The organism is Runella sp. (assembly GCF_027484545.1).
Lineage (GTDB): Bacteria > Bacteroidota > Bacteroidia > Cytophagales > Spirosomataceae > Runella.
This window is the reverse complement of sequence record NZ_JAIXST010000194.1, coordinates 25,630-43,800: the sequence shown is the minus strand read 5'-3', so window position 1 is coordinate 43,800 and position 18,171 is coordinate 25,630. Positions and strand designations below refer to the sequence as shown.

19 protein-coding genes are annotated in these 18,171 nt (G+C 43.5%); 6 read left to right on the top strand and 13 right to left on the bottom strand.

What is annotated here, in order from left to right; translation table 11 throughout:
* Window positions 1–5: 5 nt before the first annotated feature.
* From Q0081_RS18150 to Q0081_RS18140, 4 genes are all read right to left on the bottom strand, one after another.
* On the bottom strand, window positions 6–203 hold the full coding sequence (locus tag Q0081_RS18150) for a helix-turn-helix transcriptional regulator (RefSeq protein WP_298356365.1): 198 nt from the start codon (window positions 201–203) through the stop codon (window positions 6–8).
* A 255-nt stretch (window positions 204–458) separates the two neighbouring features.
* Window positions 459–710 carry a hypothetical protein gene (locus tag Q0081_RS18145; protein WP_298356362.1) on the bottom strand — a complete coding sequence of 84 codons (252 nt, stop codon included), beginning with the start codon at window positions 708–710 and terminating at the stop codon, window positions 459–461.
* A gap of 200 nt (window positions 711–910) precedes the next feature.
* Window positions 911–1,177 (bottom strand): transposase, encoded by a 267-nt coding sequence (locus Q0081_RS31920; RefSeq protein ID WP_409034077.1) that lies wholly within the window; start codon window positions 1,175–1,177, stop codon window positions 911–913.
* 258 nt (window positions 1,178–1,435) lie between these two features.
* Window positions 1,436–1,714 carry a hypothetical protein gene (locus Q0081_RS18140; protein WP_298356359.1) on the bottom strand — a complete coding sequence of 93 codons (279 nt, stop codon included), beginning with the start codon at window positions 1,712–1,714 and terminating at the stop codon, window positions 1,436–1,438.
* 244 nt (window positions 1,715–1,958) lie between these two features.
* Here Q0081_RS18140 and Q0081_RS18135 point away from each other — a divergent pair, with 244 nt between their 5' ends.
* Together Q0081_RS18135 and Q0081_RS18130 are read left to right on the top strand one after the other, a co-directional pair.
* Window positions 1,959–4,085 carry a M1 family aminopeptidase gene (locus Q0081_RS18135; RefSeq protein ID WP_298356356.1) on the top strand — a complete coding sequence of 709 codons (2,127 nt, stop codon included), beginning with the start codon at window positions 1,959–1,961 and terminating at the stop codon, window positions 4,083–4,085.
* Window position 4,086: 1 nt separating this feature from the next.
* On the top strand, window positions 4,087–4,923 hold the full coding sequence (locus Q0081_RS18130; RefSeq protein WP_298356353.1) for a DUF5829 family protein: 837 nt from the start codon (window positions 4,087–4,089) through the stop codon (window positions 4,921–4,923).
* An 85-nt stretch (window positions 4,924–5,008) separates the two neighbouring features.
* Here the strand turns inward: Q0081_RS18130 and Q0081_RS18125 are convergent, their stop codons facing one another.
* Window positions 5,009–6,280 (bottom strand): AGE family epimerase/isomerase, encoded by a 1,272-nt coding sequence (locus Q0081_RS18125; RefSeq protein ID WP_298356350.1) that lies wholly within the window; start codon window positions 6,278–6,280, stop codon window positions 5,009–5,011.
* Window positions 6,281–6,394: 114 nt separating this feature from the next.
* Window positions 6,395–6,919 carry a molybdopterin adenylyltransferase gene (gene mog, locus Q0081_RS18120; protein ID WP_298356348.1) on the bottom strand — a complete coding sequence of 175 codons (525 nt, stop codon included), beginning with the start codon at window positions 6,917–6,919 and terminating at the stop codon, window positions 6,395–6,397.
* 115 nt (window positions 6,920–7,034) lie between these two features.
* On the opposite strand from mog, the gene Q0081_RS18115 reads away from it, so the two are divergent.
* Complete coding sequence (locus Q0081_RS18115; RefSeq protein ID WP_298356346.1) at window positions 7,035–7,451, top strand: Fur family transcriptional regulator; 417 nt, start codon at window positions 7,035–7,037, stop codon at window positions 7,449–7,451.
* 144 nt (window positions 7,452–7,595) lie between these two features.
* On the opposite strand, the gene Q0081_RS18110 is transcribed toward Q0081_RS18115, so the two are convergent.
* The 3 genes from Q0081_RS18110 to Q0081_RS18100 all read right to left on the bottom strand — a co-directional run bounded on the left by Q0081_RS18110 (window position 7,596) and on the right by Q0081_RS18100 (window position 10,533).
* Window positions 7,596–8,393 carry a carbohydrate-binding family 9-like protein gene (locus tag Q0081_RS18110; protein ID WP_298356343.1) on the bottom strand — a complete coding sequence of 266 codons (798 nt, stop codon included), beginning with the start codon at window positions 8,391–8,393 and terminating at the stop codon, window positions 7,596–7,598.
* A gap of 136 nt (window positions 8,394–8,529) precedes the next feature.
* Complete coding sequence (locus Q0081_RS18105; RefSeq protein ID WP_298356340.1) at window positions 8,530–9,828, bottom strand: DEAD/DEAH box helicase; 1,299 nt, start codon at window positions 9,826–9,828, stop codon at window positions 8,530–8,532.
* Window positions 9,829–9,912: 84 nt separating this feature from the next.
* Window positions 9,913–10,533, bottom strand: a complete 621-nt coding sequence (locus tag Q0081_RS18100) for a DUF1080 domain-containing protein (protein WP_298356337.1) — start codon at window positions 10,531–10,533, stop codon at window positions 9,913–9,915.
* 60 nt (window positions 10,534–10,593) lie between these two features.
* On the opposite strand from Q0081_RS18100, the gene Q0081_RS18095 reads away from it, so the two are divergent.
* The 3 genes from Q0081_RS18095 to Q0081_RS18085 all read left to right on the top strand — a co-directional run bounded on the left by Q0081_RS18095 (window position 10,594) and on the right by Q0081_RS18085 (window position 13,518).
* Window positions 10,594–11,448 carry a gluconolaconase gene (locus Q0081_RS18095; protein WP_298356334.1) on the top strand — a complete coding sequence of 285 codons (855 nt, stop codon included), beginning with the start codon at window positions 10,594–10,596 and terminating at the stop codon, window positions 11,446–11,448.
* Between the two features lie 17 nt (window positions 11,449–11,465).
* A complete protein-coding gene (locus Q0081_RS18090) occupies window positions 11,466–12,026 on the top strand; it encodes a DUF4126 domain-containing protein (protein ID WP_298356331.1) in 561 nt (186 codons plus the stop codon).
* 145 nt (window positions 12,027–12,171) lie between these two features.
* Window positions 12,172–13,518, top strand: a complete 1,347-nt coding sequence (locus Q0081_RS18085) for a Gfo/Idh/MocA family protein (RefSeq protein WP_298356328.1) — start codon at window positions 12,172–12,174, stop codon at window positions 13,516–13,518.
* 128 nt (window positions 13,519–13,646) lie between these two features.
* On the opposite strand, the gene Q0081_RS18080 is transcribed toward Q0081_RS18085, so the two are convergent.
* The 4 genes from Q0081_RS18080 to Q0081_RS18065 are packed head-to-tail and all read right to left on the bottom strand — an operon-like array spanning window position 13,647 to window position 18,130.
* Window positions 13,647–14,153: a hypothetical protein gene (locus tag Q0081_RS18080; protein WP_298356325.1), complete on the bottom strand. Its 507-nt coding sequence runs from the start codon at window positions 14,151–14,153 to the stop codon at window positions 13,647–13,649.
* 56 nt (window positions 14,154–14,209) lie between these two features.
* Window positions 14,210–15,787 carry a M20/M25/M40 family metallo-hydrolase gene (locus Q0081_RS18075; RefSeq protein ID WP_298356324.1) on the bottom strand — a complete coding sequence of 526 codons (1,578 nt, stop codon included), beginning with the start codon at window positions 15,785–15,787 and terminating at the stop codon, window positions 14,210–14,212.
* Window positions 15,787–16,857 (bottom strand): mandelate racemase/muconate lactonizing enzyme family protein, encoded by a 1,071-nt coding sequence (locus tag Q0081_RS18070; RefSeq protein WP_298356321.1) that lies wholly within the window; start codon window positions 16,855–16,857, stop codon window positions 15,787–15,789. Before Q0081_RS18070 ends, Q0081_RS18075 begins: the two co-directional genes overlap by 1 nt.
* A gap of 43 nt (window positions 16,858–16,900) precedes the next feature.
* Window positions 16,901–18,130, bottom strand: a complete 1,230-nt coding sequence (locus Q0081_RS18065) for an alpha/beta hydrolase-fold protein (protein WP_298356318.1) — start codon at window positions 18,128–18,130, stop codon at window positions 16,901–16,903.
* Window positions 18,131–18,171 lie beyond the last annotated feature (41 nt).

Genomic DNA, 18,171 nt, shown 5'->3' with positions numbered 1-18,171 from the left:
TAATTCTACCTATAAGAAAGGCATAATGTAAGCCCTAAAGCTTTACCAATCTGTATCAGTGTATAGACATTAGGCGTATTTCTATCTGCTTCTATGCTTGAAATAATTTGCTGAGTAACCCCTAATTTAGCGGCTAACTGCTTTTGAGTTAAGCCTCTGTAAAGCCGCGCGTCTTTCACTATTGCTCCTAATGTTGCTTCCATAAATACAACTTGTTTTTGATGCCTTAGTACCCCTTTGCGAGCCTTATTTTAAGCCTTGAAAGCCACTTAAAAGTGCTACTTTTTACCCTGATAGCAAAGTAATTTATTGATTTTCAGTATCTTATATTTTTGTTTCGGTATTAGCTCCCCCCCCCCTTTAGTTTTGCCAATATTTCGCAAGGAGGGGTACATGGGTCAACGCGCGAAAAAGTCCTGAACTTTTGACCCTCCCCCCCTCATAGTTCAATAACTCCCTCACCGTAAGGGCTGTATGATTTCAAGATTATATTCATCAATTACTTTTTTGAGGTTGTGCGGTTTAATGGTCGTGAAGTCTGAAAATCGTAAACCTGTATTTGCCCCAATCAAAAACAAATCGCGCACTTTATCCAAACGTGGATTATCTGACAAGTTGAGCGCATACATTGCGGCCAATTCTTCCTCTGTTAGAGAGATGCTGTCTGATTCATCCTCAACCGTTTTAAACGCCTTGCTCTGAAATTTCAAATTGGTATTGATACCTTCCTCCGTTGCTTCACGAAGAAACGTTTTGAGCGTACTAACCTGCTTTCCTAACGTCGCGGGTTTGTAGTCCCTTCACGTTCACCATGTAGGCTACCGTACCGAATATCGCCTGCTGAGACACGACGGCGAATACCGTTGGATGCTTGAAGGCGGAAAACCTCTTTTTTCGATGAGAGAAGCATTTACCAGCTACATGGCCACGTGTGCCGAAGTACACCATCAAAAAGAGGACTGTAAGTGGGTAAAAAGAAAATAGACACTTCTTGGCTTTGCCATTCTTCAAACTCATCTTTAACAATTTGCGCATGATGAATTGGTCCGTTATCCATTACAATTACTCTGGGCTTTTTATGCTCTCTTTTGCAAAAATCGCTCAACGAGTTTTTAATAAATTCACCATCAAGGCTTTGCTCACTGTGATAAACCGTTAGATGACACGAGAGACTCATTATGCCTAAAACGTTCAGCCTACTATTGTTTCTTTTAGTAAAAGCCTCTGTATTTCACCTTTTTTTGCCAAGCATATGGACTGTAAGTCAGACCGCCGATGCGGTTTCGTTGTACAGCCCGATTCGTCAGCAAAATATAGTTCTATGTACCCTAATATTGAAAGAGTTAGTCATAGTTTCCATTTCTCATGCTTGTCGGCATAGTCTATTTTATCTTGCGCTTTGTGGGTACAGTAGCGAACACGTCGGTAGGAATAATTATTTTTTTAAAAACCTTTTGACTCTATCAGAACTCATCGGCAGTGCCAATTCTTTTACCAATTCAGCTTGAATTGCTTTGATATTTTGATAATGATTTTCGACAGCTCTATCTAAAACCTCCGTGTGTTTTTTATTATCGACACTTAAAATTTGTCTCCGCCCTTGTCCATTTTTTCGAGCCAAACCAGCAATAACTTGCTTTTGCCAAACTTTAACCCAGTTGCAAACTGTGTTTTTATTGACCTCTAAATGCTGTGTTATTTTATCATAATCCATGCCTGAATTATTTAATAATAAGCCTTGATATTTTTAACAAAACTCAGATTTAGGGTGATGCTTTGACTCTTCTGGTAAGGTGATTCGCTCGCTTTCGCTTAACTCAATATGTTTTTTCTTACGTCCCATGACACGAAAATAATAAAAAATACCTAAATTTGCTCAACTACTTATCATTGATTTTACAGATTTAATTACAAAAAATACCCAAAAATGTATAACGTTTAATTCTGATTAGTTACTTATGAGAACTTTCAAATTTTTGATTTTTCTTTTACTCATCTCGCCCGTTTCTTTCTCGCAGGACGATGGCAGCTTGCAATGTGCAGAAGCCAAAATTCGATATTTCGGGCGGCTTTCTCAGAATCCGCGCTCCCGCTTGGCCTACCCAGGCGACGATAACGTGGATGTCATCTATTATCGACTCAATTTATCGCTGACTTATACGACCAAATACCTCATTGGTGATGTGCTGGTCAACCTAAAAGCAAAAAGCAATCTGACGAGTTGCTTTCTGGATTTAAACTCGGTTTTGAAAGTAGATTCCGTAAAAGTCGCGGGCAAAAAGGTTAATTTCGCCCATGCCAACAATCGTCTGAATATAACGCTTTCTAAAACGTTGGCTGCCGGTCAAATCGTTTCTCTCAATATTTTCTACCAAGGGCTTCCTGCCACCACGGGTTTGGGCTCGTTTTCATTTGGACTCATCAATCAGAAAAAATCACAGGCCATGTGGAGCCTGAGCGAACCTTACGGAAGCCCGGATTGGTTTCCAAGCAAAGACAACCCTGCCGACAAAGCCGATTCGTCGGATGTTTGGATTACAGCGCCTTCTTATTTTGTGTCAGTTTCCAATGGCACATTACAAAGTGTAGTCACCAACCCCAACAATACCAAAACGTATCGTTGGAAAAATCGCTATCCCATTTCGCCTTACCTGATTTCGGTGGCGTGCAGCAACTATACGCAGTACAAAAATTACTACAAATACAACGCCACCGATTCGATGTTGGTGAGCCACTTCGTACAGCCTGACAACTTAACCGCCGCCAACAAGAAGAACTTAGATCAGACCGTCACGATGCTGAAAGTCTTTTCGGAGAAGTTTGGAGCTTATCCTTTTTTGAAAGAGAAATATGGTCATGCCGAATGCGGCTTTGGTGGTGGCATGGAGCATCAAACGTGTACCTCGATAGGAAGCTACGGTCAAAGTCTTATTGCGCATGAATTGGCGCATCAATGGTTTGGGAATAAAATCACCTGTCAAACGTGGGAGCACATTTGGCTCAATGAAGGCTTTGCCACGTACGGCGAAGCCATTTGGCAGGAATACTTGGGAGGAAAAAAGGCTTACAACGCTTTTATTCAAGCCCAAATGGTACGGGCTAAAAATGCTACCGGTTCGATTTTTGTACGAAACGCGTCGAACTCCGACGAGATTTTCAACAGTAACCGTACCTACGCGAAGGGTTCGATTGTATTGCACATGCTGCGCGGCATCGTGGGGGATGAAAAGTTTTTTCAAATTCTGCGTACGTATGTATCTTCAAAGTTCGCTTATGCCAATGCCACCACCAAAGATTTTCAAAGCGTTGCCGAAGCCGTGATGGGACAAAAATTAGACTACTTTTTCAACGAATGGATTTATGGCGAAGGTTTCCCTACCTATAGTTTCGGTTGGACGTATCAACAAAAACCCAACAATGTATATCGTATCAATCTGAGGGTCAAACAAAGCACTCGTACTACGGAACCGTCGTTTTTTACCATGCCGATTCCTTTTCAAATCAAAACATCCGTCAAAGACAGTACAGCAATCGTGTTCAATAATCAAGCCGAACAGTATTTTAACATTGATGTAAAAGGAAAACCGATAACGATAACGTTGGATGCCCAAAATTGGATTTTGAAAACCTTGAACTCGACTCCACTCACACTCATTACTGCCATTGATGAGCTGCCCAACACAGCAATCGTGTTCAATAATCAAGCCGAACAGTATTTTAACATTGATGTAAAGGGAAAACAGGAAACGATAACGTTGGATGCCCAAAATTGGATTTTGAAAACCTTGAACTCGACTCCACCCATTACTACCATTGATGAGCTGCCCAACAGTAGCTATTTCAAGGTATATCCCAATCCTGCTACCGAAAATGTAACGGTGGAATTCAAGTTGAAACTTCCCGCTAAGGTCAACCTGAAAATGATGAATTTAGAGGGGCAAACGGTTTGCGTATTGACCAATGAGTTGTTTCCCGTGGGAATGCATACCATAAAAACCACACTCACCTCCATTCCGGAGGGCGTGTACATCATCGTTTTAGAACAGCAGGGAGAGGTTTTAGTTCAAAAATTAGTGATAAAATAATATGCTTTCACTCCAAGTTCTTCTCAACCATTTTTACCTTACCCTCGATGCCCCTACGTATGATGCCATTGTGCATTGCGATTTTTTGAGGAATCAATTTGGCCCCAACGAGATCCGCACCACGCACCGCACCGACCGCAGCTATACGGGCCTGTATTTTTACGGCGAAAAAACCTATTTTGAGTTTTTTGATGTCACCACCGAAACCAGTCGAAAAGCAGGAGATTCGGCCATTGCCTTTGGTTTGGAACAGGAAGGAGAAACAACACTTTTACAGGAAAGATGGCTCCATTCAACGCGCCTGACCATCACTCGACCTGCCAAAGACAGTCAGGTAAACTGGTTTGAAATGCTGATTCCTGCGGGATTCTCACTCGAAAGTCCCGTAGCCGTTTGGACCATGGAATATTTACCTACTTTTTTACAGAAATGGCAACCTCAAGCCACCGCCGATAACTTACCCAAAGCCGAATGGATGGCTCGAAAAACCGTTCTAACCCGTTATAAATCACTCATTTCACCCGTTGAAAACCCTATTTTATGCAACGTAATCGGGCTGACTTTATGGGCCGATTCCACTGTTTATGCCGCTTTTAAAAAATTCACCGAAGATTTTGGGTATTCAAAAAAGCCAACTGAAACGGGTTTTTCTTTTACCGACAGCGAAGAAGTAACCTATCACATCAATCTGTCCAACAGCGACTTGTACAGCATTACCGAAGTAGTTTTTGAGGTCAATTCCCTACCTTCTCAGCAAACTTGGGAATTAGGGAGCTCAACGCTGAGATTTATGGAAGGAGGAAAGGCAGTTTGGAGCTTTGTGCGAAAAGAAAAATAGAACACAGATTTCACTGATTTAAACGGATACTCAAATCCGTATTTATCTGTTAAATCCGTTTTATCCGTGTTCTATTGAATTGCCTTTACACTCCCTTCGCAATCTTATCCAACCGCATAATAGACTGCACCATCGAACGTACATCGTGGTAGTTGATTTTCCACGAGTGGCTCATGTGCTTCCAAATCGGTTCGCCTTCGCGGGTCATGAGCGGCCACCATTCGCCCAGTGAGTGGTTTATCATTTTATCAAACACAAACCGATGGATATTTTCGTAGGCTTGTAAGTATTTTTCGTCTTTCAGGAAGCGATACGCATCTAACATCCCGATGAGCATTTCGGCCTGTTGCCAAAACTCCTTTTCTTTGTCGTACACCTGTCCGGAATGGGAACCTTCTACGTATACCCCACCAAATTCCCAATCCACTCCGTTTTCTACAGCATGAGTGTAGGATTTGGTGATTTGGTCGCGATAGGTATCATACGGCAGTCCCAACACATCCAATGCGTGCATCAAAAGCCACGCAAACTCTGAATTGTGTCCGTAACTGGTATTGTCTTCTGCCGCCGATTTCAGACCGTCCGGATTGAAACGGTCCCACCCCCACACAATGTCAAATTTGATTTGCGGAGCCACGCGCCAATCGGCCCAAAACTGCGGAATTCCCGTCCCATATTCAGGGTGCATTACACGACTGACGAGCAATTCGATGGTTTCCAACAACTTACGACGGTGAATCTCCAAGCCCGTACACTCGTACAAGGTCGTAAATGCCTCCATCAAGTGCATGTGAACATCGAGCGTTTTGCGGTCACCACCCGCTGCGCCGGGGCCTTTGAGCGTCCAATCGCGGTTAAACATTTCAAAATAGCCGCCGTAATGCGTATCAACGGCGTATTTTTGCAACAAATCAAAGGTTTTCTCGGCGTATTCACGTCCGCGCGGGTCACCCGTGGCAAGCGTATATTCACTAAGAGAATAAATGCAGAAACTCAGGCCGTACGCTATTTTTTGGTCAACGGTAACTTCGCCTTTACGGTTGGTCATCCAATAAAACCCACCGAATTCGTTGTCCCACATTTTATCAATCAGATAATCAACGCCGTGCCGTGCCATTTCGGCAAACACTCCATCACCATATCCCGCCCGATGTACGGAAGAATAGGTAAATACCGAGCGCGATTGAGCAATCAACGATTTCTCATCTTCACCCGAGTCGTTTCCAAACTGGTCGAAGTGAGTAAGAAAGCCGCCGTTTTCTTTGTCAACCGTGCGGGAAATCCAAAAAGGTAACAGACCGGTGTTAAGGTAGGTCTCAATCTCCTGACGAAGAGAAGCAATTTTTTCAGAAGTCATGGAAAAAGTGGAAAGGTTAATGTGTAAAGTGTAATGTGTAAAGTCATTAAAATACTGATTCTAATCTCATTCAGGCTATTTGAATAAGCTAAACCTTCTTCTGACTATCCGTTTTTAACTCTTTGGCCGAAACACTTTCATCACGGCCTCATTGGTTTCCAGAAAGGGTCCGTCAATCAAATCAATACAGTAAGGAATAGCGGGAAACACTGCATCTAAACACTGTCGAATGGCGGAAGGCTTACCTGGCAAATTGACAATCAAGGTCTTCCCGCGTATCCCCGCCGTTTGGCGCGACAAAATAGCCGTAGGAACGTATTTCAAACTTACCTGCCGCATCAGTTCACCAAAGCCGGGCATCATTTTCTGACAAACGGCTTCCGTGGCTTCAGGCGTCACATCGCGGAGGGCAGGCCCCGTTCCGCCACAGGTAACCACTAAACAGCAGCCTTCTTTGTCGGACATTTCGACAAGGGCTTGACTGATAAGGTGTTGTTCATCTGGAATGACCCGATACACAGGTTCCCATTGACTCGTCAAATATTCGTTGAGGGTTGACACAATGGCTTTACCGGGAATGTCTTCGTAAATACCCGCACTGGCACGGTCTGACACATTAATGATTCCGATTTTAATCATGAATTCAGAATTTAAGCGTTGGAATTTTGATAACTTCTCGAAAGTTGAGAACTTTCGGGGTGTTTAAATTAGTTTAACAGTAACAGAGAACGTTTAATCGTTCGCTGTATCATTTATGAATACGTTCGCCAAAGATACATTACGTTTGCACGAGTTGCGCCATACAGGATGCCGGGAAGATATTTTGGATATTCTGTACAATCGCGATTCGGCTTTATCGCACGGAGACTTAGAAAACGGACTCAAAGACCTCTACGACCGTGTTACGATTTATCGTACGCTAAAGACGTTCGTAGATAAAGGCATCATACACAAGGTATTGGATGAAGAAGGGCTGCGTTATGCGCTTTGCAAAGAGGTTTGTCATGACCATGACCACCACCACGACCACGTTCATTTTAAGTGCCAATTGTGCGGCAAAACCACCTGCTTGGACGATGTCCACGTTCCCAATTTAAAATTACCGCAGGGATTTGCTACGAAAGAAGTGAACTTATTGATTCAGGGTACCTGCCCGATTTGCACCAAGTAGAAGCGCAAAATTTTGCGTCTTTGAAGTTTGTAATTTTAAATTTTCTGTAAGTAGAGACGCTGCTCAGCAGACTGCGCGTCAACGGACCAAAACTATTGCGCCTTGTATGAGATAAACCGTGAATCTCTGTGCAAGATTTACAACCTAATCCACAAACATGACTCGGCTCCACTTTTCGGGCAAGTGGGTGTCATATACTCCGTGACTGTTTAAGGCCATGGCAGGGTGAGGCTGTACTTCTTTGCCACCAGGCATCAGTTTTTGAAATCTCCCCAAAAACAGCTTCCAAACATCGCCCTTTGAAGGGGGAATGCTTCTTCCGTTGGCAAGAAGTGCGAGGCTATTCCACGGAATAGCTATTTCTGCGCTCCAACCTTTATCTATGTCGGAATTGTCGTTTAAGGTACCGTCAATATTTACGGCAGTGGTCAAGCCAGGCATATCAAAATCAGTAAAAGCCCAACGAATTCCCCTTGGGTGGGTTCCTTTCCAAAAAGTGGCTCCGTTACGGTCATAATCGCCCCCAAATGTATAGGCTTGCGGACGATGCACATCAAATTGCGGAATATCAAATTTTGAACCTTTCGTGTAGGCATCTTTCCAGATAAAGAAGACTTCGTAAATGGTATTGGCGGCATTGATTTCCAATTCATAATAACAGTCATCGCCGTCTATAAACACTTCTAAGTCATTTTCCAGAAAAACAATACTGTCTCTTTCGGTAAGTTTGGCTTCGACAAACGGCTCTTCCGCTACAAAAGCAATGTACAAATGAGTGTCGTTCCAAAGAATGGCTGTTTGGGTATTATACATACCGGAATCCCCCGTTGTCATATCCACAAAACGCTTACTCCACTCTGCCTTTTGCCACACTTCTTTGTGTATATTTCCGTCAATATCAATCAGTTCCGTTGTTCTTTTTGCCAAATAGTCGGGTTGCATATTTATAGTATTTACAGAGTTAAGGTGAGGCCACTCTATTTGATATTAGTGCATTTGCACCGCAAATTTACGCACATAGGCAAAATAAAACCGCATCTCATTGATACGGTTTTATGTAAAAAAAACGAGAAGGTTTTTATCTACCCCGCTTAGCAAACCACGGTTTTTTGCCACGGTCCGCATTACCGGTCGGAGTTTTGGGTTGGCTCGAAGGATTGGATGCGGGCCGGCTCGGACGATTATTTCGGTTGGTGTTGGCCACATTATGCGCTTTAGGCGCTTCGTTGCCCGGCTTTTGGCTCAACGGAAAAGGATGGTCCTCAATGACGGGAATTACTTTGGCAATCAGTTTTTGAATGTCTTTCAGCGAACCTCTTTCTTCGGTATCGCAAAAAGAATAAGCTGTTCCTTTGGCTCCTGCCCTGCCCGTGCGACCAATGCGGTGTACGTAGGTTTCGGGAATCTCAGGAATTTCAAAATTAATTACATACGCCAATTCATCCACGTCAATGCCGCGCGCGGCAATGTCGGTAGCGACCAATACCCGCGTCGATTTCTCCTTGAAGTTATTCAACGCATTTTGGCGGGCATTCTGAGATTTATTTCCGTGAATCGCTTCGGCTTTGATGTCGTGTTTCAAAAGGATTTTGACCACTTTATCGGCACCGTGTTTGGTTCGGGTAAATACCAATGCGGTTTCAATGTCTTTATTTTCCAACAAATGAAGCAGCAGGTAATTTTTATTGTCTTTATCTACGTAAAATACCGATTGCTGAATAATGTCAACGGTAGAAGAAACGGGGGTAACTTCCACTTTTTCAGGACGAACCAAAATCGTATCCGCCAGCTTTACAATTTCAGGCGGCATGGTTGCCGAGAAAAACAGGGATTGACGCTTGGGAGGAATCACCGCAATGATTCTTCTTACATCGTGCACAAAACCCATGTCGAGCATCCGGTCGGCCTCGTCCAATACAAAGATTTCGAGGTGCTTCAAACTGACAAAACGTTGCGCCATGAGGTCAATCAAACGCCCGGGCGTAGCTATCAAGATATCAACGCCGTTTTGAAGGGCATCGGTTTGACGCAATTGCTTTACTCCGCCAAAAATAACGGTATGTTTTAAGCCGGTATGCTGCCCATAAGCCGCAAAACTTTCCCCAATCTGAATCGCGAGTTCGCGCGTAGGAGTTAATATTAAGGCTTTTATGGTTCTTTTTTCTTTACGGAAGGTTTGGCGCCCGGCCAACAATTGAAGAATCGGAATCGCAAAAGCGGCTGTTTTTCCCGTACCCGTTTGAGCACAACCTAATAGGTCTTTTCCTTCTAAAACGATGGGAATAGCCTCGGCTTGAATGGGCGTCGGCGTTGTGTAACCCTCGGTCTGCAGCGCTCTGCGAATAGGGTCAATTAAATTTAATGAGTCAAATGTCATGCAGTATTTTTTAAATGCAAAAGTTGGAAAGCAATGCGCTTTCCAACTTTAACTTACTCCATAACCGAAAAAAGGCAAAAATAGTTACAGGGACTTAATTTTTAGGTTTTTCCAGTTTACTTTGATACCGCCACCGTCGTGAATTTGCAGCGCAATGGAACCATCACCGGCTCCGATTTTCTCGTCTGTCAAGTCTACCATTTCGTGACCATTCAGCCAAGTTTGTACCCGTGAACCCTCTGCTCTGATTTTCAACGTATTCCACTCGCCAAATTTCAAAAACCCTTCTTTTTCGTCAGGAATTTGAATGATCCAACCGCGCCCGTACGACTCATAAATACCGCCCGTATCATGATTTGGGGGAGCTACTTCCACTTGCCAGCCGCTGATTTTAGTGCTGCCATCGGGGATATTGGAACGAATAAATACCCCGCTGTTTCCGTTGGCACCCTGTTTGAAATCCACACTGAGTTCAAAGTTTTTGTAGGTTTTTGTCGTGGCCAAATAGCCATAGCCTTTGTCAGGGCCGCTTTCGCAGACCAATTCGCCGTTTTCGACAAACCATTTTTCTGTACCGTAAATCTTCCAACCGGTCAGGTCCTTGCCGTTAAATAAGTTTCCTCCTTTTTGAGCGAACGTACCAGCCGTCAGCAATAAGCAACAGGCTGTCAATAGAAATGAATTGCGTAGTTTGAATGGATTCATTGCTTTTAATAATAAAGTGTTTATTTTAGTAAAATAAGTCAATCTTAACTGTTTTTTACCGTGAAAACTTCCTTTTTTATTACCTCCGCACTACTTATCGGCTGTTTAACAACCGCAAAATCCCAGGACAACGCCCCCGTCAGCTTGACTCAACTTTGGAAATCGGATACCCTGCTGCGCACTCCCGAATCGGTTCAGTACGATCCTCAACGTCAGTTATTATACGTGGCCAATATCAACAAAGTCAACGTAGAGAACCCGGACGGTGACGGCTTTATTACCATTCTAAATACCGATGGAAAAATCTCCAATCTCAAATGGGCAAGGGGACTCAACGACCCGAAAGGCATGGGAATTTTGGGTAATTCCTTGTTTGTAGCCGACTTGAAAGATTTAGTGGAAATTGATTTAAAAACGGGGGTTATTATCAAACGACATGCCGCTATCAACTCTGTGATGCTCAACGACGTAAGTGTCAGCCCGAGAGATGAAGTATTCGTGAGTGATTCACGCGGGCACAAACTGTACCGCTACGCGGACGGGAAAATGGAACTGTATTTAGATGACCCTAATTTACAGGGACCCAACGGTGTTTTTGCCGAAAAAGACTACATGATTGTTGCTTCAGCGGGAACAGGAAATCTTTGGAAATTGGACTACACCACAAAAAAATATACTTCCTGGGCAATGACCAACAAAACCGCCGATGGAATCCTGCGCTACGGCAATGATTACCTGATTTCCTGTTGGCATGGTGAAGTATATTATGTAAAACCTGACGGTAAAGTGTGGAAACTCATCGACAGCAAAGAGCCTCAAACCAATACCGCCGACTTTGGCTACATTCCAAATCAAAAAACCGTGCTCATCCCCAATTTTTATAAGAATACTGTAACGGCGTATCAGATTAAGTAACAGGGAAGCAACTATTCATGGAAATCTTCCTTAGCCTTTGTTTGGGCGTTGGTTTGGCCGCATGCTGCGGTTTTCGAGTGTTTGTACCGCTTTTATTGAGCAGTATTGCCATTCATTTTGGGTGGACCCATGTGGATGTTGGCTTTGAATGGATGGGCACTTGGACCGCTATTGCCGTACTTGCCACGGCCACCGTGCTCGAAATCGGCGGTTATTACATTCCTTGGGTAGACAATCTGCTGGATACCATCGCAGCTCCGGCCGCCGTAGCGGCGGGCACCCTGCTCACCACCTCTTTTATTGAAATTGACAACCCGATGCTACAATGGGGATTGGGCCTCATCATGGGCGGCAGTACCGCAGGATTCATTCAGGTTGGTACGAGTTTGGTACGATTGGCCTCTTCAAAATTCAGCGGCGGGGTAGCCAACCCCGTGGTTTCAACGGCTGAAACTTTTGCTTCCGTGGGCTTTTCGATTTTTACTTTTTGGTTTCCAATCGTTGCTTTTGTCTTAGTGATTTTGTTCGTTATGTGGCTCATTCAAAAGTTAGTAAATAGAAAAAGTAAGATTGAATAGATTCGGTCTTTCTACTTTAGATGCGTTATCAACGCATTGTTCTCCGCGTTCTCGTTGCTAACGAGAAGCAAGACCGTTATCACTTTCATTTCTTTACACTTTTAATCGCACGAGCGCCCCCGTTTAACCTTTACACTTTACTTAGATGAAAACCGACCGTCGTACTTTCGTAAAACAGTTGGGGGCTGTCTCCGCTTCCACTGCCATAGTGCAACCCTTCAACATTATCAAAAGCCTCAATGATAACAAAATCCGCATTGCAACCATTGGGATGGGAATCCAGGGATTTGCGGACACGAGGGCTGCCTTACGAACTGAAATGTGCGAGTTAGTGGCCGTAGCTGACCTGTATGACGGACGATTGGCCCACGCCAAGGAAGTATTTGGCAATCAAATCTATACCACCCGCGACTACCGCGAAATACTGGAACGCAAGGACGTGGATGCCGTGCTTATCGTGACTCCTGACCATTGGCACGACCGCATTTCCATTGCCGCGCTCAAGAAAGGCAAACACGTGTATTGCGAAAAACCGATGGTGCAAAACATCGAAGAAGGGGCGGCGGTTATTGCGGCGGCCAAAGCGACCGGAAAAGTGATGCAAATAGGAAGTCAGCGCATTAGCGGAGCGGTTTTTCAGGAAGCCAAACGGATGGTGGAAGCAGGCGATATCGGCATGATAAACTTCATCGAATCAACCAACGACCGTTTTAATTCCATTGGGGCGTGGCAATATTCCATTCCGACCGATGCTTCGCCTAAAACCATTGACTGGGAAGCCTTTTTGGGAGATGCCCCCAAACGGGCCTTTGACCCAGTACGTTTCTTTCGTTGGCGCAATTACCGCGACTACGGCACTGGCGTAGCAGGAGATTTGTTCATTCACCTCATTACGGGCGTTCATTTTGTGACGGGTTCGTTAGGTCCCAATCGCATTTTTTCGTCGGGGCAACTCTCCTACTGGAAAGATGGTCGCGACGTACCGGATGTGATGGTGGCTACCATGGAATACCCTGCTCAGGGCAAATTTGACCCCTTCCAAATGGTGCTTAGGGTTAATTTTGCCAACGCAGGCTCTATCAAAAATGTGACGCGTATCGTAGGGAATGAGGGAGAAATCAGCTTCAGCGGTGAAACGCTTACGCTTACCAAACGCAAACTGGCAGCAGCACCCGGTTACGGAAGCGGAGACAGTTTTAATACCTTTACTGACGCTCAACAAAAAGAATACACAGCTCTGTATGAGTCGAAATACCCCGTTGAAACTCGAACCGCCGAGCCAATCAAAGAAGTAAAATTTGAGGCGCCCCCCGGCGACGATTCTCATAAAAATCATTTTGCCCGTTTCTTTGACGGCATTATATCCAACAAACCCATTATAGAAGATCCGTTGTTTGGCTTCCGTGCCGCAGCACCCGTATTGGCCTGCAACAAAAGTTACTTTGAGAAAAAAGTAATTTCTTGGGATTCTAAAAACTTGAAATTGATGTAGTTGCTGATGCTTTCAGTCATACTGACTACCACGACCTTGGCGATCGGGATTAGGATTTTGGTAAACCCTCTATCCAGTGTTTTCCAAAAATACCTAACCCGGCGCCAAGCCAATCCCCTTTCAATATCTCACTTCTCCTTTTCAAAAATTACCCGTTGCAGGTTATCCGTTGCATAGGTGGCAACCTCAGAGTGAGTTGCCGTTTCTTTCTTACCCGAAGTTACTTCAAAAATAAGGTGGTCGCCCAGTAATTCGTAGGAGGAAGTCAACAAAAAGCCGCCGGTTTCAAACACACTGTACAATTTATTCCCCACCAAATAATCGGTTAATTCCAATCCTCCCCCTTCGTCGGTCACGTACAGGTTTTTGGCGGCGTCTTTCAGGCGTAATACATAATCTTTCACCGCAGGCCGCTGTGCCGATAGGTATTCGGTTTTCCAAGCCCAAGCATTGGGGTCGGTATGCTTGGCTACCGTCAGTCGTACCTGCACGCTGTCTTTGAGGGTACCGTGTTTGTACATATACATCGTGCCTTTCCACGTGCCGATACAGGCATCGGGGAAAGAAACCTTTTGCACAACAACCACGAGACTTTGAAAGGTGAGCCACAGGGTCATCAAAAACAAATTTTTCATTTCTTTTATGGTTTAAACAAACATCTTTACCTCAGCACTTGAAAGGATAATCCAAATCATTTTATCAACATAATAGCGGCTAACTGTTCCATACTATCCCATAAGTTCTTAAGTTGAACATTCTCATTTTCAGAATGTTGATTATTATCGTGATTAACAATGCAGAGATTAATAATCTTAGCGTTCAACTTCTCTTCAATAACAATAAGCGGTAAACTGCCACCCGAAGTAGGTTCTATCACTATCGGGTCAGAAGTGGTACTTTTCACGGCCTCAATTACTTTTTGAGAGATTGGCAAATCCAAGGGAGTGCGCTGGGCATTGTATCCACCTTTTAGGGAAGTCACTTTGGCAATTTTTTTGAATGTGTTTCTTTCTTCGTCGGTAGGGTTTTTATCAGTCACATAAAAACCTTGTCCTTTGATGTGCGCTATAACACGCTCAATCTGCCTTTTATAGTCAGTTCCCAGCACTTGTCTCAGGTCGAGCGTGGCAGTGGCTTCGGTAGGAATTACATTTCTTGCATTTTCTCCCACATCAGCACTTCTAATACCATTTATGTTAAGCGATGGGTATTCAAACGTCTCAAAAAGTGTTTTTCCGCCGCCCTCCGGTTTTATAAACCCCAATTCTTTCTTCATCTGCTCATCTACTGCAGGTATTGCGGCAAAGGCTTTTTTCTCACTGTCGGTAAAAGGTATCACGTCTCGGTAATAATCCTTGATGGTCACCATGCCATTGTCATCTTTCATGGATGCCAATAATTTCACCAACAAATTGGCGGGGTTAGGTGCCCAGTTGCCATAATGGCCACTGTGCAAAGGACGTTTGGGACCGTAAGTCGTGATTTCCAGATTGACATCGCCTCTTACCCCAAAGTCAAGCATTGGCAGACCCGACTGATGTACTGGGCCATCGGCAATAATCCAAAGGTCTGACTCCAACAAATTTTGATGCCGCTCCAAAATTTCTCCTAAATGAGTTGACCCTATTTCTTCTTCGCCCTCAAAGAAAAATTTGATGTTGCAAGTAGGCTCTAAATCATTCTTAACGAGCGCATCATACGCATTGATGATGGTCATTACGCCTGCTTTATCGTCTGAACTACTGCGGCATGAAATCCGCCATTCGGGGTTAATGGGTTCGTTGGGCTTTGGGAATGGTATTATTTCCCCGCCCTTTTCAATCGAATTGGTCAAAAGTAAAGGTGTATAGGGCTTTATATCAGGATGCCATTTTTCAGGATTGACGGGCTGACCATCGTAATGGGCATAAAAAACAATGGTACGATTGGCATTAGGGACCATAACTTCACCGTAAACAGCAGGGGGAGTACCAAAAGTGTTTGAAGACAACAATTGCGTTTTAACACCCCGTTTTTGCAAAAGTGCTACTATAAATTCGGCATTTCTTTGAATATTTCGTTTGTCTAAGGCAAAATTTGGAATAGACAGTAATTCAAAGTATTCTGCTAAAATCTTGTGTTCGTTGCCCTTTCGATAAGCCCTTATTTTCTCTATATCGCTTTGCCCAAAAGTGCCAAAGATTCCTCTCCCGTACCCTTTCGGGTTCGAAATGGTAAAGATGAGGGCAAAAAATAGTATCTTCCTGTTTGGTAAAATCCACTTCATCATCATTCAATCATTTTAACTCCTAATCCCGGTTTTCCATTTAATCTCAAATACCCATTCTCCAACACAAATCCGCCTTTTACTACATCTTCTGCCAGATCAAAACTCCCATCTAAGTCCAAATATTTTGTTGTGGGGCAGGCAAAAGCCGTATGTAAGGCAGCGGTGATACTAACAATACTTTCGTCATTACAACCCCAAAACAGCTCAATATCAGCTTGTTGGGCAATGTTTGCAATTTCAAAGGCATTCAAAATACCTCCACATTTCATCAGCTTGACATTGAAAATGCCGAACAATTGCGGCTCTTGGGAAAACTGGAGGGTGTAGCGAGCATCTTTCAAAGATTCATCGGCCACGAGTAACTTTCTGGTTTTTACATTTAATTTTAGCAATTCATGCTCGTCTCCTACGGGCAACGGCTGCTCAATCAACTCTAAATTAACGCTTTTCGTAACCACTAAAAAATTTTTCAAATCCTCTAAACTATACCCTTGATTGGCATCTACCCTGATTTTGAATTGGTTTTGGTAGCGTTCATTCAATTTCAGGATACGCTCTGCATCCTCCTGCCAATTTTCACCTGTTTTTACTTTCAGAACTTTAAAACCCAACTTTCGATAGGCTTCAGCTTCATTAAGTGTTTCTGCTACCGACATAATGCCAATGGTGACAGAAGTAGATAATGTTTTGATTTTTTGGCCGTAAAATTCTACTATGGGAATGCCCAAATATTGTCCAAAAGCGTCATGCAACGCAATATCAAGGGCGGCTTGCGTGCCAGGAAAATTTGAAAATGCTTGGTTGGTTTCGTAAATCAATTGCCTAAAATGCCGTATATCTCGCCCAATCAGGTTTTGAACAAAATCCGTTTGTAAGTTCTGCAACGTTTGGGTGCAGGTTTCACCCACCACTTCTTCGGCCGGGCTTGCTGCTCCTATCCCGATAATACCATTTTCCAACTCTATCTCCAAAAACACATTTTCTACCTCTGAAAAGGTATAACCTGCAATGCTGTAAGGTTTACTCAGCGCCAAATTTCTGCCATACGAACGGATAGTTTTGATTTTCATTTGCATTGGTGTACAGACATCTCGGCTGTCTGCTTTTTACCTATTAATTTTTCGTCTGTTTTGTCAAATCTTCTATGCGTTTTTTTGCAATTTCATTGGCAGGATTCAATTTTAAGGCTTTTTGATAAGACTCTATGGCTTTAGGAATATTTTTATTAAGCAGATAGGCAGCCCCCAGTTTATCGTGTAAATTAGACGATTCTGGATGATATTTCAGTCCCATATTGATCACTTTCAGCGACTTTTGAGCATCCGGAAAGCGATTGGGAGCGGTAAGATAATGTGCCAAAATCTCAAAAATTGTTTCGGGTGGCGACATACGCAGACCTATTTTTTTTGCTAATTCATCAAATTGCTTTTCAATTAAGTCGGGGTTTTGCATCAAACTATAATGGTTCATATCATAACCCTCAAATATAAACTGCAAACCCTCATACCAGCTCAGTAATGGAATGGAAGAATGATCTGTTTTAGGAATCACCTGAAGTTTCCATTGGAGGTTTTCGGGGGCATATTTGGCCAATTGATTACTCATCTTATGTATCGCATTGAGGTGATAGCTCTGTCCGGGTGCGTACATAGAATCAATCACAGTTACATAGTACCGCTGAATTTTCTTGGTTTCATAGTTTTGTAGCACCTTATGAGCTTCATTTGGGTATTTTGAGGCATCCCACCAGAGGCTAGGGTCAATCGCCAAATAACTGTCAAAAATACCTGCATGATGCAAAAGTGTGTATGTCGATGTAAGCCCCCCAAGCGAATGGCCTACATACACTCGATACGGAACCGTCCGATAATTGGTCTCAATGGACGGAAAAAGCTCTTTGGTCAGAAACTCCAAAAACAGCTCGCCCCCTCCACTTCCTTTAAACATCAATTTTCCAGCCTCAGTGGTTGGTTCTGTTCCATCTATCCCTTTGGTTGTTGGATTGGGGGTAAGGTCATGAATTCGATTTTCGGTATCAATTCCCACAACAATCATTTCGGGGATTTGAAAATTGACGCTTTCTCGTCCGCTCATAAAATTGACAACCCCCACCAAGGGGAAAAATACCGATTTACCGTCCAACACATACATGACAGGGTATTTTTGTGGACTAAAATTGGGATCGTTGTACGAAGTTGGCAGATTTACCCAATACGTACGCTCTTCATTGAGGACTTTGGAGGTCATCGTATATTTCTTGCCAATGATAAAAGGTTCACCTTCTTTATTTTGAGCAAGGCTAAGGTTTGCTAATAAAAAAAGTACGATAAGCTGTTTGAACATAGTGGTATATTTTTAAAAACTGAGATAATTGCTGATAGAAT

Bases quoted from the DNA above. Each gene is read 5' to 3' on its own strand.
- Q0081_RS31920 (WP_409034077.1), bottom strand. From the start codon at position 1,177: ATGAGTCTCTCGTGTCATCTAACGGTTTATCACAGTGAGCAAAGCCTT.
- Q0081_RS18150 (WP_298356365.1), bottom strand. From the start codon at position 203: ATGGAAGCAACATTAGGAGCAATAGTGAAAGACGCGCGGCTTTACAGA.
- Q0081_RS18070 (WP_298356321.1), bottom strand. From the start codon at position 16,857: ATGAAAATCAAAACTATCCGTTCGTATGGCAGAAATTTGGCGCTGAGT.
- mog (WP_298356348.1), bottom strand. From the start codon at position 6,919: ATGATTAAAATCGGAATCATTAATGTGTCAGACCGTGCCAGTGCGGGT.
- Q0081_RS18135 (WP_298356356.1), top strand. From the start codon at position 1,959: ATGAGAACTTTCAAATTTTTGATTTTTCTTTTACTCATCTCGCCCGTT.
- Q0081_RS18130 (WP_298356353.1), top strand. From the start codon at position 4,087: ATGCTTTCACTCCAAGTTCTTCTCAACCATTTTTACCTTACCCTCGAT.
- Q0081_RS18080 (WP_298356325.1), bottom strand. From the start codon at position 14,153: ATGAAAAATTTGTTTTTGATGACCCTGTGGCTCACCTTTCAAAGTCTC.
- Q0081_RS18085 (WP_298356328.1), top strand. From the start codon at position 12,172: ATGAAAACCGACCGTCGTACTTTCGTAAAACAGTTGGGGGCTGTCTCC.
- Q0081_RS18090 (WP_298356331.1), top strand. From the start codon at position 11,466: ATGGAAATCTTCCTTAGCCTTTGTTTGGGCGTTGGTTTGGCCGCATGC.
- Q0081_RS18075 (WP_298356324.1), bottom strand. From the start codon at position 15,787: ATGATGAAGTGGATTTTACCAAACAGGAAGATACTATTTTTTGCCCTC.
- Q0081_RS18125 (WP_298356350.1), bottom strand. From the start codon at position 6,280: ATGACTTCTGAAAAAATTGCTTCTCTTCGTCAGGAGATTGAGACCTAC.
- Q0081_RS18105 (WP_298356340.1), bottom strand. From the start codon at position 9,828: ATGACATTTGACTCATTAAATTTAATTGACCCTATTCGCAGAGCGCTG.
- Q0081_RS18100 (WP_298356337.1), bottom strand. From the start codon at position 10,533: ATGAATCCATTCAAACTACGCAATTCATTTCTATTGACAGCCTGTTGC.
- Q0081_RS18115 (WP_298356346.1), top strand. From the start codon at position 7,035: ATGAATACGTTCGCCAAAGATACATTACGTTTGCACGAGTTGCGCCAT.
- Q0081_RS18065 (WP_298356318.1), bottom strand. From the start codon at position 18,130: ATGTTCAAACAGCTTATCGTACTTTTTTTATTAGCAAACCTTAGCCTT.
- Q0081_RS18140 (WP_298356359.1), bottom strand. From the start codon at position 1,714: ATGGATTATGATAAAATAACACAGCATTTAGAGGTCAATAAAAACACA.
- Q0081_RS18110 (WP_298356343.1), bottom strand. From the start codon at position 8,393: ATGCAACCCGACTATTTGGCAAAAAGAACAACGGAACTGATTGATATT.